The sequence below is a fragment of the Prochlorococcus marinus subsp. pastoris str. CCMP1986 genome (assembly GCF_000011465.1).
Lineage (GTDB): Bacteria > Cyanobacteriota > Cyanobacteriia > PCC-6307 > Cyanobiaceae > Prochlorococcus_A > Prochlorococcus_A pastoris.
Genome location: NC_005072.1, coordinates 1,629,149 through 1,643,462 on the forward strand (window position 1 = coordinate 1,629,149; position 14,314 = coordinate 1,643,462).

The 14,314-nt window shown below is 32.2% G+C and carries 10 protein-coding genes; 7 read left to right on the top strand and 3 right to left on the bottom strand.

Going from position 1 to position 14,314, the window contains the following annotated elements; translation table 11 throughout:
- The first annotated feature begins 4 nt into the window (after positions 1-4).
- The 4 genes from TX50_RS09050 (at position 5) to TX50_RS09065 (ending at position 5,228) form a co-directional block, all read left to right on the top strand.
- A complete protein-coding gene (locus TX50_RS09050; protein WP_011133322.1) occupies positions 5-1,255 on the top strand; it encodes an MFS transporter in 1,251 nt (416 codons plus the stop codon).
- An 18-nt stretch (positions 1,256-1,273) separates the two neighbouring features.
- Positions 1,274-3,361, top strand: coding sequence for a polyphosphate kinase 1 (ppk1, locus tag TX50_RS09055; protein ID WP_011133323.1), 2,088 nt, complete (start codon positions 1,274-1,276; stop codon positions 3,359-3,361).
- Between the two features lie 197 nt (positions 3,362-3,558).
- The gene (locus TX50_RS09060) at positions 3,559-4,578 is read left to right on the top strand and encodes an RpoD/SigA family RNA polymerase sigma factor (protein WP_011133324.1); all 1,020 of its coding nucleotides are present in this window, start codon (positions 3,559-3,561) and stop codon (positions 4,576-4,578) included.
- Between the two features lie 8 nt (positions 4,579-4,586).
- Entirely contained in the window at positions 4,587-5,228 is a 642-nt protein-coding gene (locus TX50_RS09065) for a diacylglycerol/polyprenol kinase family protein (protein WP_327077672.1), read from the top strand.
- A 1-nt stretch (position 5,229) separates the two neighbouring features.
- On the opposite strand, the gene TX50_RS09070 is transcribed toward TX50_RS09065, so the two are convergent.
- On the bottom strand, positions 5,230-6,297 hold the full coding sequence (locus tag TX50_RS09070; RefSeq protein WP_011133326.1) for a 3-deoxy-7-phosphoheptulonate synthase: 1,068 nt from the start codon (positions 6,295-6,297) through the stop codon (positions 5,230-5,232).
- A 97-nt stretch (positions 6,298-6,394) separates the two neighbouring features.
- On the opposite strand from TX50_RS09070, the gene acnB reads away from it, so the two are divergent.
- Entirely contained in the window at positions 6,395-8,968 is a 2,574-nt protein-coding gene (acnB, locus tag TX50_RS09075) for a bifunctional aconitate hydratase 2/2-methylisocitrate dehydratase (RefSeq protein WP_011133327.1), read from the top strand.
- A 9-nt stretch (positions 8,969-8,977) separates the two neighbouring features.
- Complete coding sequence (locus TX50_RS09080; RefSeq protein WP_011133328.1) at positions 8,978-10,336, top strand: ClC family H(+)/Cl(-) exchange transporter; 1,359 nt, start codon at positions 8,978-8,980, stop codon at positions 10,334-10,336.
- A gap of 9 nt (positions 10,337-10,345) precedes the next feature.
- Here the strand turns inward: TX50_RS09080 and purU are convergent, their stop codons facing one another.
- Entirely contained in the window at positions 10,346-11,200 is an 855-nt protein-coding gene (gene purU, locus TX50_RS09085) for a formyltetrahydrofolate deformylase (RefSeq protein WP_011133329.1), read from the bottom strand.
- A gap of 48 nt (positions 11,201-11,248) precedes the next feature.
- On the opposite strand from purU, the gene TX50_RS09090 reads away from it, so the two are divergent.
- Positions 11,249-12,331 carry an FAD-dependent oxidoreductase gene (locus TX50_RS09090; RefSeq protein ID WP_011133330.1) on the top strand — a complete coding sequence of 361 codons (1,083 nt, stop codon included), beginning with the start codon at positions 11,249-11,251 and terminating at the stop codon, positions 12,329-12,331.
- On the opposite strand, the gene dnaK is transcribed toward TX50_RS09090, so the two are convergent.
- Positions 12,328-14,232 carry a molecular chaperone DnaK gene (gene dnaK, locus TX50_RS09095; protein WP_011133331.1) on the bottom strand — a complete coding sequence of 635 codons (1,905 nt, stop codon included), beginning with the start codon at positions 14,230-14,232 and terminating at the stop codon, positions 12,328-12,330. The two genes, TX50_RS09090 and dnaK, sit on opposite strands and share 4 nt — an antisense overlap.
- Positions 14,233-14,314: the final 82 nt, after the last annotated feature.

The window sequence follows — 14,314 nt, forward strand, 5'->3', positions numbered from 1 at the left end:
TATCGTGAAAAAAAGTTTATTCAAGCCAAGTAGAAAATTTACTTTATTCAGTGCTTTTGTAACTCTCCTAAATGATAGATTAAGCGAAAGTATTCTTTTGCCAATTTTACCTTCTTTTGTTTTACTCTTTGACTCAAAAGCTAGTACTTATGGTTTACTCTCTTGTACTTATCAATTAGCACAATTTACGGCTTCGCCTTTTATTGGGCTTATGAGCGATAGATATGGAAGAAGACCTGTAACTTTGTTTTGTATAACGGGCTCAATCATAGGAATATCAATATTATCATTTACAGTTTTATTTGATTGGTCAACTTCACTAGCGACTATCCCCTTATTTTTATTATTTATAGCAAGACTTATTGACGGTCTAAGTGGTGGAACTGCTGCAACAGCGACTACTATTCTTGCAGATATTTCTAGTCCTGAAAAAAGAGCAAAAACATTTGGACTTATTGGAGTCGCATTTGGATTAAGTTTCTTCTTGGGTAATATATTTGTTGTTATTTTTGCTAAAAATACAAATAATAATTTCATTATTCCAGTAATAATAGCTTCAATAATTCCAATTATTAACTTCATACTAGTATTCTTTTATTTACCAGAAACCAAGCCTCAAAACGAATTAAATAAATCAACTCAAATTTTAAAAAATCCTCTAAAACAATTATTTAAAGTATTTAAAGAAGAAAAAATTAGAAAATTATCTCTAGCTTTTTTTATATATTTCATAGCTTTTACTGGACTAACAAATATTTTAATTTTTTTCCTTCAAGAGTCCCTGAATTGGACAACTAAGGCATCCAGTGGAACTCTTGTAGTTGTGGGGGTGATAGCAATTATTGTACAAGGTGGGCTAATTGGTCCTCTAGTAAAAAAATTTGGAGAAATGAGACTTACTTTAATTGGTTCAGGTTTTATTCTCTTAGCATGTTTTCTTTTGATAACTACCCCTCAAAAAAATGCGATAGTAAATATTTATTCTGCAGTTTCATTCTTAGCCGTGGGTGCGGGTTTAATTACACCTACATTAAGAGCATTAATATCAAAGAAATTAGATGGGGATAACCAGGGCTCTATATTAAGTAATTTGCAAGGTCTTCAAAGTCTTGGTGGGGTTTTAGGTATAGGAATGGCTGGAAAAGTTTATGATGATTTTGGTCCAAAAGCACCATTTATTGCAGGATCAATTATTTTACTTTTTATGATTTACCTTATTGCTGAAGGAAAAAATAACAATATTTCTTATAATTAACAAAATATAATCCCTTTAATGAAATACGAAGCTAACAATTTTATTAATAGAGAATTAAGTTGGATCGACTTTAATAAAAGAGTTCTTCTTACAGGGATGGAGAAAGATTATAAAGTACTAGATAAAATTAAATTTTTTTCAATTTTCAGTAATAATCTTGATGAATTTTTTATGGTTAGAGTTGCATCATTAAAAGCTCAAGTTGAAGCCGGAATTAGAAAAAAAAGTATTGATGGACATACTCCTAAAGAACAATTAAAAAAAATTAACAAGGAAGTAAAAAAACTCACAATCCTTCAAGAAAAATATTTTAATAATGAATTAAATGATGAGCTTAAAAATGAAGGCATTTTCATAAAAAAGTATTGTGAACTCAATCAAAATCAGAAAAATTGGTGTGATAGCTATTTCCTATCTTCAATTTTTCCTTTATTAACACCATTAGTAGTTGATCCTGCGCACCCATTCCCTTTTATAAGTAATTTAAGTCTTAATTTGGCTGCTCTCATTAATGATGGAGAAGAATCAAAAAATCAATTTGTAAGAATTAAAATACCGACAAAAAATATTGGCAGATTTATACTAATTCCCAATGAAATTATTGAAACTGAAGATGAAAGAGAGCATTTTTTTATAACTGTTGAAGACTTAATTGGAAACAATATCAATGCCTTATTTAATGGAATGGAATGCTTAAATTATTCTTTTTTCCGAGTAACAAGAGATGCAGATTTAGAATTAAAAGAACTTGAAGCTGACGACTTACTTCTTGCGGTAGAGCAAAGCTTGCAAAAAAGAAGATTAGGGGGAGATGTAGTTAGATTAGAAGTAAATGAAAATATTCCACAAAATATTTTAAAGTTACTCATTGAGAGTATTGCAATACCAGAAGAATATATCTACTTTTGCAAAAGCTTATTAGGACTTGACGATTTAAATTACCTCTTAAAAATTAATCGAGAAGACTTAAAAGAAAATTTATTAATTGGAGATACACATCCATTATTAAAATCGTTAGATTCTTCTAAAGACAAAAATTTTAACTCTATTTTTAGCATTCTTAGAAAACAGAGTATACTTCTACATCATCCATACGACTTATTCAAAACCTCTGTAGAAGAATTTATCAACAAAGCTGCTGACGACCCACTTGTACTAGCTATTAAAATTACTCTTTATAGAGTTTCAAAAGATTCTCCAATTATTGAAGCCTTAATGAGAGCAGCTGAGAATGGGAAAGAGGTAATGACTCTTGTTGAGCTCAAAGCAAGATTTGATGAAGATAACAACATCCAATGGGCAAAACAGCTTGAGCAAGCTGGAATTCATGTTGTTTATGGAATAATAGGCTTTAAAACACATACAAAGATTGCTTTAGTGGTTAGAAAAGAGAAAAGAAGACTAAGGAATTATTTTCATATTGGAACGGGAAATTACAATTCGAACACTTCTCGCTATTACACAGACATAGGATTTCTATCAACAGATCCTGATATCTCCTCAGATTTAATTGAACTCTTTAATTACTTATCAGGTTTCTCAAAACAAAAGGCTTATCAGAAATTATTAGTATCTCCAACATCATTAAGAAAAAAATTCATCTTTTTAATAAATAGAGAAATTGAAAATATCGAAGAGGGCAAGAAAGGTGAAATTATTGCAAAAATGAATTCATTAGTAGATCCAGAAATTATTCAATTACTTTATTTAGCTTCCCAAAAAGGAGTAAAAATTCACCTGATAATAAGAGGGATATGTTGTTTATATCCTCAAAGAGAGAATTTGAGTGAAAATATTAAGGTTACAAGTATTATTGGGCATTTTCTTGAACATTCTAGAATTTTTTGGTTTTACAATAACAATAATCCAGAAGTTTTTATAGGCAGCGCAGACTGGATGAGAAGAAATTTAGACAGAAGAATAGAAGCTGTTACACCTATAGAAGACCTAAAATTAAAATCTCAACTATATGATCTTTTACAAACTTATATTTATGATAATTATTACTCCTGGATCATGAATAAAGATGGAATATACGAAAAAAAAGAGAGGGATTCAAACTCAAATCGTTCTCAAATTGATCTAATAAAAAGATTAAAAAAATAAATTTTTTTATAACATTTTAAAAAACTTCTTAATATTGATAAAAATTTTATATTTATAAGAAATCAAGTCATATCAGTTATTTTGAAGTAATATTAGTAGAAATCAATTTTCTTGTCTTTAAAGTTTCAACGCAAAAGTATTTTTTTTCTTGATTTCAGTGCTAGCTTTTAAAAAATCCACTTAAAGAGGCCAGGGTGATGGGGATCCTTCTGGAATCTGGAAATAGTTCTTCAAAAAAGAAAACTGAAGAACCTAGATTACCAAACACTGCGGGCAAGACTCGCAAAACAAAACCAAGCTTAACTGCTAAACAAAACCAAAAAAAATCTGCAAGACTCGCTTCAGATTCAATAGGTTATTACTTAAGCAGTATTGGAAGAGTTCCTCTTCTTACTGCAGCAGAAGAAATAGAGCTAGCTCATCATGTTCAAAACATGAAAAAGATGCTAGAAATTCCTGAGATAGAAAGATCATCAAAACATCTTCGCCTAATTAAAATTGGGAAAAGAGCTAGAGATAGAATGATGTCAGCCAATTTAAGACTTGTAGTATCTGTTGCCAAGAAGTATCAAAATCAAGGTTTAGATTTATTAGACTTGGTACAAGAAGGCGCTATAGGCTTAGAAAGAGCGGTTGATAAATTTGATCCTGCGATGGGATATAAATTTTCTACTTATGCTTATTGGTGGATTAGACAAGGAATGACAAGAGCTATTGATAATAGCGCTAGGACAATTAGATTACCAATTCATATTAGTGAAAAACTTTCCAAAATGAGAAGAGTTTCCAGAGAATTATCTCAAAAATCTGGAAGGCAACCAACCAGATTAGAAATGGCAACAGCGATGGGAATTGAGCAAAAAGATTTAGAAGACTTAATCTCTCAAAGTGCTCCATGCGCATCTCTTGATGCTCACGCAAGAGGCGAAGAAGATCGTAGTACCTTAGGTGAACTTATTCCCGATCCAAATGGAGAAGAGCCTATGGAAGGGATGGATAGAACAATCCAAAAAGAACATTTAGGAACTTGGCTGACTCAATTAAATGAAAGAGAACAAAAAATTATGAAACTTAGATTCGGCTTAGACGGAGAGGAACCTCTTACACTGGCAGAAATAGGAAGACAAATAAATGTATCCAGAGAAAGAGTTAGGCAACTAGAAGCTAAGGCAATTTTAAAACTTAGAGTAATGACCACTCATCAAAAAGCAGCCTAGTTAAGTTGTTGAATTTTGTTTTTATTTTTGTTTATATATTTATTATCTTTTTTATATCGATAATATATAAAAGATTTAATCCAAATAATAAAGAAGTACTGAGAAAAATTATTCATATTGGAATAGGACCTTTAATTCCTCTCGCAAAATTCTTAGATATAGATCAAACTTCTGCTCTTTGTTTTACAGGGCTTGTTACGTTGCTAACTTTCATAAATTACCAATCTAAATTATTTCCAACTATTGAGGATGTAGATAGAAAAAGTTATGGAACCTTATTTTATTGTTTAAGTTTATTTATTTTAATTTACCTTTATTGGGAAAAAGATCCTACTTCACTGATTGCTGGTTTTTTTATAATGACATTTGGTGATGGCTTTGCAGCATTAATAGGAAAGAACTTTAAATCCAAAAGTTGGATTTTTTTAAACCAAAAAAAATCTTTGTTTGGAACAACCACTATGTTTATTACAAGCTTGATAGTAGTTTTTGGTTTAAGTTATATCCAAAAATACACTTTTAATATAAATTTTTTTACTGTTGCTTCTATTTCTACAATACTTGAACAATTTAGTTTTTTTGGAATAGATAACTTTATAGTGCCAATTTCAGCAGCATTTTGTTTTAACTTTTTTATTACAGGTTTATAAATTACAAAATTGAATCATATAGAATCTGAAGCAAATTTTTCGTTGTTTCTATATTTATGCAAGCATCAGTAATACTCGTACCATATTCAAGATCTTTCATATTTGAAAGTTTTTGATTACCCTCCTTCAGATGACTTTCAAGCATTACTCCTAAAATATTTTTTTCACCATTCTTAATCTGATTTGCTACGTTTTTAAGGACATCAGATTGCTTTGTGTAATCTTTATTAGAATTTCCATGGCTACAATCAATCATAACTTTGTAAGGAAGATTACCTTCTTTTAATTCGGAAGAAATACTTTTTACATGTTGATTTTCGAAATTAACTCCTTTAGAACCTCCCCTTAAAACTATATGTCCATCTGGATTGCCGGTTGTATTTACAATAGAAGCATAACCTTGATCATTAACACCTAAGAAATGATGAGATTTTGAAGCCGACTGCATCGCATTAATAGCAGTACTAAAAGAACCATCAGTACCATTTTTAAAACCAATAGGCATGGATAATCCTGAAGCCATTTCTCTATGAGTTTGACTTTCGGTAGTCCTTGCACCAATTGCTGTCCAACTGATTAAATCAGCAATATATTGAGGAACAATTGGATCTAATAACTCAGTAGCAGAGGGTATCCCACGCGTTGCCAAATAAGATAGTAAATTTCTCGCTCTTCGTAAACCTGTATTAATGTCATATGAACCATCTAAATGAGGGTCATTTATTAATCCTTTCCAACCAATTGTAGTTCTGGGTTTTTCGAAATATACTCGCATTACAATTTCTAATTTATCTTTATAAATTTTTCTAAATTCCTGAATATATTCTGAATAATCTTTAGCAGCCTCAATATCATGAATTGAACATGGTCCCACTATGACTAGAATCCGAGGATCATTATTGTGCAAAATATTTTGTATTGATCTTCTAGTATTAGAGACAGTTTCTGCAGAGGTATAATCTAAAGGTATATCATTATGAAGTTTGCTTGGAGGTATTAATGGACGTGTTTCAACAACATGCAAATCAGATGTTTTTTCTAAAGATTGATTATTGGATGAAGTCGTCATTGATTAATTAAGAAGTTTGAATATTTAAAAAAGCATTTATGAATACTCTCCTTATCAATATTAAAAATAACAATAGATTAGGCATTAAACCTTACAAATGAAGAAATTGGAAACATTGCTCAAAGATTATGCAAATCATGTAGCTGAGAGAGCTACTAAAGGCATACCTCCATTACCACTAAATGCAGAACAGACTAACTGTATTACTAACCTCTTGGAGCAAAACACTAATTACGATAGTGAATATTTGCTAGATTTGCTCATAAATAGAGTACCGCCAGGGGTAGACGAGGCAGCATATGTAAAAGCAAGCTGGCTTACGGCAATTGCTCAAAGCGAAAAACATTGCAGATACATTAACCCTGAGAGAGCAATTGAGATACTAGGCACAATGATAGGTGGATATAATGTTAATTCTCTGGTTGAAATACTTAAAGGGGAAAATAGTTTACTAGCTAAAAAAGCAGCAGAGGTTTTAAAAAATATCATTCTTGTTTACGATTCGGCGAATGATATTTATGAATTATCTCAAAATAATATTTATGCACAAGAAGTAGTAAATAGTTGGGCAAATGCAGAATGGTTCAAAAGTAAAAAAGTTCTACAGGAAGAAATTACTTGTCTAGTATTCAAAATTGATGGTGAGACAAATACAGATGACTTATCTCCTGCAGTTCACGCGACAACTCGTCCTGATATACCATTGCACGCTTTGGCTATGCTCGAATTTAAAAAGCAAGATGGATTAGAAATTCTTGATAATCTTAAAAAACAAGAGATCCCAATTGCTTATGTTGGAGATGTAGTAGGCACAGGTAGTTCAAGAAAATCAGCTATAAATTCACTGATTTGGCATATTGGCGAAGATATACCTTTTGTACCAAATAAAAGAACGGGAGGAATAATAATTGGCAGCAAAATAGCTCCTATTTTCTTTAATACCGCACAAGATTCAGGAGCACTTCCGATAGAGGCTGATGTATCCCAAATGAACACAGGAGATTTAATAAAGATATTTCCTTATGAAGGCGTTATTAAAAAAATTGAAAAAAATACTAATTATGAAATAGTAATAAGTCAATTCGACTTGTATCCATCAACTATTACTGATGAAATTCAAGCTGGAGGGAGAATAAATCTCATGATTGGTCGTTCACTCACAGACAAGATTAGAAACAAATTAGATTATCAACCTAGTGAAATATTTATCAGGCCAAAAAATCCAAAAGAATTTAATTCTGGTTTTACTCAAGCACAAAAAATAGTAGGTAAAGCATGCGGTTTAAAGGGGGTTCGACCTGGAATGACCTGTGAACCAATTATGACGACAGTTGGGAGTCAAGATACTACTGGGCCCATGACGAGGGATGAACTTAAAGAATTAGCTTGTTTAGGATTCACTGCAGATTTAGTTATGCAAAGTTTTTGTCACACAGCTGCATATCCTAAACCAGTAGATTTGCTTACACATAAAGAATTACCTGACTTTATATCTCAAAGAGGTGGAGTAGCTCTAAAACCCGGGGATGGAATAATTCACAGCTGGCTTAACAGAATGCTCCTTCCTGATACTGTTGGTACAGGTGGAGATAGTCATACAAGATTCCCTCTTGGAATTTCATTTCCTGGAGGCTCGGGCATTGTTGCCTTTGCTGCTGCAATAGGATCAATGCCATTAAATATGCCAGAATCAGTACTCGTAAAATTTAAGGGCGATTTATTACCAGGCATAACCTTACGAGATTTAGTTAATGCAATCCCACTCTTTGCGATTAAAAAGGGACTTTTGACTGTTGAAAAAGCAAATAAAAAAAATATATTTAACGGAAAAATTATGGAAATTGAAGGATTGCCTAACTTAAAACTTGAACAAGCTTTCGAACTAACTGATGCTACTGCTGAACGCTCATGCGCTGGAAGCACAATACTTTTATCACAGGAAACTGTTCAAGAATACATAAGAAGCAATATTTGCCTTTTAGAAAAAATGATTGAGAGCAATTATGAAGATTCAAAGTCAATATCAAGAAGAATTAATGATATGAAAAATTGGTTAAAGAAACCTGAATTAATTCAGCCAGATCTGAATGCCAGTTACGAAGAAATAATTGAAATTGACTTATCTCAAGTTAAACAACCTATAGTTGCTTGTCCCAACGATCCAGACAATGTGAAAGAAATTGTTGATGTTGCAAATACAAATATTGATGAAGTTTTTATAGGTTCTTGTATGACAAACATTGGTCACTACAGGGCTGCCGCAAAAGTTCTTGAAGGTGTGAAAAATTTAAAGGCAAAACTATGGATTTGTCCACCCACAAAAATGGATGAGGAAACTCTGAAACAAGAAGGTTACTATGAAATATTTGAAAATTGTGGTGCGAGATTAGAATTGCCTGGCTGTTCTTTATGCATGGGAAATCAAGCCAGAGTAGATGAAGGATCAATTGTATTTTCTACTAGTACAAGAAATTTTGACAATAGGCTTGGGAAAAATGCTCAAGTATTTTTAGGGAGTGCAGAATTAGCAGCAGTTTGTGCACTTCTTGGAAAAATTCCTGAAATAGAAGAATATCAGGATATTACTAAAAATAAAATTAATCCATATTCTGATGAACTTTATCGCTATCTTCAATTTGATGAAATACACGATTTCAGCTTGTCAAAGTAATCATGGACTATGCGAAACCTTATAAAAGAAAATATTAAAAAAACAGGAAATAACTCTTCTCGAAGCATTAAAAAATTACTTAAACAAAGATCTTTTGTTGTTTTCATATCAATTCTATTAACAGGTTTAGGGGCATCAATTACTAGTATTTCTTTTAAAACTGGAATTTATTTTATAAATAATTGGAGATTAGAACTTTTAAATCATTTTCCGTCTGTTGCAGTCCTACCACTATTTGGTGCAGTTGGTGGAGCTATTGCAGGATTTTTGATTAAAAATTTTGCTCCTGCAGCGAAAGGTTCAGGTGTAAGTCAAATCATGGGATTTTTAAGACATAAAAAAGTACCTATGAATCTTAAAGTTGGATTAGTCAAATTAATATCTGGAATCATTGCAATCGGAAGCGGGTTCCCTTTGGGTCCTGAAGGTCCATCAGTTCAAATGGGGGGTTCAGTTGCTTGGCAAATGGCAAGATGGCTAAAAGCTCCTCTAGCATTTAGAAGAGTAATAGTTGCTGCTGGAGGTGGAGCTGGAATAGCAGCAGTATTTAGCGCTCCTTTGGGTGGCTTCATTTACGCAATTGAAGAATTATTAAATTCTGCAAGACCAGTAATCTTATTATTAGTCGTAATTACAACTTTCATAGCAGATTCATCTGCAGATATTATTCAAGCCTTGGGTTTAGATCCAAAAGCCGGGGGTTTTGATTTCAATCTAGGCTTTTTAATCCAAAAAGAATATGATCCATCTGTCTTTTTCTTACCTATTGATTTTATTTACCTTGTGTTACTTGGAATAATTATTGGATTATTCGCAGAACTTTATAGTAAGTATGTTCTTTTTATGCAAAAGCTTGGAAAAAAATGGTATAAAAATAAATTTGTTCTAAAAATGAGTATTTGCGGACTTTTACTTGGAAGCATTTATTCTTTTTTGCCTAGCTCTTTCCATAATTTAGATGAATTGCAAAAAATAATAGTCGAAAAGAATACGAATATTGAAATAGCCTTTTTAGCTGTATTTATACTTTTTATAACAACAGGATTAGCCGCTGCATCTGGAGCCCCTGGAGGGCTATTCTATCCGATGCTCACTTTAGGAGGAGCTATTGGATTAATCATGGGAACCTGGGTAGAAATTGCTACAGGTCATGCCCCAAGTACATATATATTTGCTGGAATGGGGGCATTTGTAGCTGGATGTTCAAGAACACCAATAACTGCAATGTTCTTAGCTTTTGCTTTAACAAAAAATTTATTAATTATGAAGCCCGTTCTCATTAGCTGTATTGCAAGTTTCCTAGTAGCAAGAGCGTTTAATGAAGAATCAATTTATGAAAGACAAATTCAAATTGAATTAGAAGATTAAAAATTATTTTCAATCAAAAACAGCGGTTTTGCTCTTATAAACAAATACTTGATGATTTAGATGTAATCTAACAGCCCTTGCCAAAGCAACTCTCTCTATGTCCCTACCTTTTCGAATCAAATCATCAACTTCATCTCTATGACTTACATTGACAGTACATTGTTCAATAATTGGGCCCTCATCAAGATCTTTAGTTACATAATGTGCTGTAGCACCTATTAATTTTACACCCCTTTTCCATGCACGATGATATGGTTGAGCGCCCTTAAAAGCAGGTAAGAAAGAATGATGAATATTTATTATTGATGAAAACTTTTGCACAAAAGAATCACTCAAAATTTGCATATATTTAGCTAATACAACAAAATCGATATCAAATTGATCGATTAATTTTAAAATCTGATCTTCAACATCAGATTTCGAGGAATTAACAGTATCAAAATAAACAAATTGTGAATTAAAGTCATTCGCAATACTTTCAAGATCAGGATGATTAGAAATTATTAATGGGACATTCATTTTAAGTTCGCCATTTCTTACTCGCCAAAGTAAATCAATTAAACAATGATTTTGTTTACTCACAAAAATAGCAACATTCGGAATCTCATCTGAATAATTAATATTAAATTTTCCATTTATATCAACTGCAATTGTTTGAAACTTATCATAAATATCCTTTCTATTAATTGTTGTATGGATACTATTCCACTCAATCCTACTAAGAAATAGTCCCGCATCTTGATCTGTATGATGATCTGAATGCTTGATATTGCCACCATAATCGGATATCCAACTTGTAAGCTTACTTACTAAGCCTGGACGATCAGGACAAACAATTTTGAATATAATTGAGGGATGTTCCAAAGAAAATTTAATTGTTTAATCAAATAAGTAAGTACACCTAATATATCAATGAAAGGATTAAAAGAAAATTTTCAAAAACCACATATACTGATTGTAGGTGCTGGCATAATAGGAAAGTTTAACGCATTAGAACTGTCTGAATTAGGGTATCAAATAACAATTGTAGATCCAACTTTAGACAAAAATAGTAGTAGTGCTGCATTAGGTCTTCTAATGGGGTATATGTATCAAAAGAGGAATGGCAGAAGTTGGATACTTAGAAAACAAAGCCATGAATTATGGCCAAAATGGATCAAATTATTACAAGAGTTTAATCCTGAATTACATATAGAAAAACGATTAATACAGTTGACGACAAATGATGTAAAATTTGAAAAGCTAAAGAAATTTGTTAACGACAATACAAACCAAGGCCTTGAAATTTTAGAGAAAGACTCAATCATTATTAAAAATATCAATAATATTTTCAAGACAAAAAATATTAAAGGAGTTATTTCCCACAAAGATGGAAGAATAGATCCTCAATCATTATTAGATACATTAAATGTTTACCTAAAAAACAAAAAAATTAATTTTTTAAAAGAAGAAATAATAAAAATTAAAAGATTTAACAAACAATGGATTGCGGCTTCGAGAAGTAATAACGAAATCAAAACTGATGCAATTATCTTATGTAATTCTCTGAATTCAATAAATTTAATAATAGACAAGTCTCATAAAATCAAATTAAAACCCGTCTTGGGTCAAGCTTTAGAAATTTGTACAAACTTACATGAAGTTAATTTATTATCCCTGCCAAAACATTTCAACATTAATGGCAAAAACATAATTCCTTTAACAAAAAATAAAATTATCATTGGTTCTACTGATGAATATCATGAAAAACCAGAAGAAAATGTCTTCGAAAAACTTACTGATTTTATTGAGAACAAACCTAGCTGGCTATCTAGAGAAAGAGTAACAAGAAAATGGTTTGGCATTAGATCAAGACCGGAAGGAGAACCATCCCCTATTCAGAAAAATCTGGAAAATGGATTAATTATATGTACTGGTTTCTATAAAAATGGATTTTTACTTGCTCCTTCATGTTCTCATTGGGTAGCAAATGAACTAAATAAATATTTTATTTAATCTTTTGTCTCTGTAAAGTCTGCATCAATTACATCATCATCGCCACCTTTATCATTTGATTCATTTGAATCTGGAGTCCCTGGTGCTGGAGGTTGGTTACCTGGCTGTTGATATACAGAAGAACCAATTGCATAAAGTTCTTGTTGTAGTTCTTCTAATAATTTTTTCATAGCTTCATAATCTTCTTTTGAAGTTGCTTCTTTTAATGCTTTGCTTTTTTCTTCTACCTTAGCTTTAGCAGAGGCGTCAACTTTATCACCAAGTTCTCCTAACTGTTTTTCTGTTTGATAAACAAGAGTTTCCGCTTGATTCTTTAAGTCAATTTTCTCTCTTTTTTCTTTGTCGACAGAAGCGTTTGATTCTGCATCTTTAACCATTTTATCAACTTCGTTATCTGAAAGAGTTGAAGCACCTGTTATAGAAATGGATTGTTCCTTACCACTTCCTTTATCTTTCGCGGTGACACTTAAAATTCCATTTGCATCAATATCAAACGTTACTTCTATTTGTGGAACACCTCTTGGAGCAGAAGGAATACCATCAAGTCTAAAAGTACCTAAACTTTTATTATCTGATGCCATTTCTCTTTCTCCCTGCAAAACATGAATCTCGACATTAGTTTGACCATCTACGGCAGTTGAATAAGTCTCAGATTTCTTTGTTGGTACTGTTGTATTTCGAGTAATCATTTTTGTCATTACTCCTCCCAATGTCTCTACACCAAGAGATAAGGGAGTAACATCTAACAATAAGATATCTTTGACTTCACCTGCTAGAACTCCCCCTTGAATAGCTGCACCTACAGCTACAACTTCATCTGGGTTAACAGTTTGATTAGGATCTTTACCTGTGACTCTCTTAACTAATTCTTGAACAGCAGGCATTCTAGTTGAGCCACCAACCATTACTATTTCATCAATCTCTCCCGTAGATAGCTTGGCATCCTTTAGAGCTTGTTCTACTGGGACTCTACATCTATCTATTAATTTAGAAGCAAGCTCTTCAAAGTTAGCTCTAGTCAAATTTAAATCAAGGTGTTTTGGGCCTTCTGGAGTAGCAGTTATAAAAGGTAAGTTGATTTCACTTTGAGTAGCATTTGAAAGTTCAATCTTGGCCTTTTCAGCCGCTTCAGTAAGACGTTGCAAAGCTTGTTTATCCTGTCTTAAATCTATTCCTTCATTACTTTTAAAAATGCTTGCTAAATGGTCAACAATACATCTATCAAAATCATCCCCTCCTAAATGAGTATCTCCAGAAGTTGATAGAACTTCGAAAACACCATCTCCAACTTCTAAAACTGATACATCAAAAGTTCCACCGCCTAAATCAAAAACAAGAATTCTTTCATTACTTTTTTTGTCTAATCCATAAGCTAAAGCAGCAGCTGTAGGCTCATTTATTATCCTTAAGACTTCAAGCCCTGCTATCTTACCTGCATCTTTTGTAGCTTGTCTTTGAGAATCATTAAAATAAGCCGGAACAGTTATAACAGCTTGGGTTATATTTTCGCCTAAATATTTACCTGCATCTTCAGAAAGTTTTCTTAAAACCTGAGCACTTACTTCTTCAGGAGAAAATTGTTTATCTAAAACTGGACATTTTAATTTTACATTTGAACCAGCCTTTTCAATACCATAACTGACTTCTTTTGATTCCTCATTAACTTCATCGACTCTTCTACCAACGAAACGCTTGGCCGAATAAAAGGTATTTTCAGGATTCATAACAGCTTGTCGCTTTGCGATCTGACCAACAAGCTGGTCTTGATTTTTTGTATATGCAACAACAGATGGTGTTGTTCTGAAACCCTCTGCATTTGCTATTACAGTAGGTTTACCACCTTCCATTACAGCAACACAACTATTTGTTGTCCCTAAATCGATTCCAACAACCTTCCCCATGGGTAGATACTTTATTTAATATTCTCCATAATCGGTCATTGACGACATTATTGTTACTCTGAAACGGGGTGTGGTTCCCGAA

What these genes read in the sequence shown, in the direction of transcription:
- ppk1 (WP_011133323.1), top strand. Translation starts at nt 1,274, where the DNA reads ATGAAATACGAAGCTAACAATTTTATTAATAGAGAATTAAGTTGGATC.
- TX50_RS09060 (WP_011133324.1), top strand. Translation starts at nt 3,559, where the DNA reads ATGGGGATCCTTCTGGAATCTGGAAATAGTTCTTCAAAAAAGAAAACT.
- TX50_RS09070 (WP_011133326.1), bottom strand. Translation starts at nt 6,297, where the DNA reads ATGACGACTTCATCCAATAATCAATCTTTAGAAAAAACATCTGATTTG.
- acnB (WP_011133327.1), top strand. Translation starts at nt 6,395, where the DNA reads ATGAAGAAATTGGAAACATTGCTCAAAGATTATGCAAATCATGTAGCT.
- TX50_RS09080 (WP_011133328.1), top strand. Translation starts at nt 8,978, where the DNA reads ATGCGAAACCTTATAAAAGAAAATATTAAAAAAACAGGAAATAACTCT.
- TX50_RS09090 (WP_011133330.1), top strand. Translation starts at nt 11,249, where the DNA reads ATGAAAGGATTAAAAGAAAATTTTCAAAAACCACATATACTGATTGTA.
- dnaK (WP_011133331.1), bottom strand. Translation starts at nt 14,232, where the DNA reads ATGGGGAAGGTTGTTGGAATCGATTTAGGGACAACAAATAGTTGTGTT.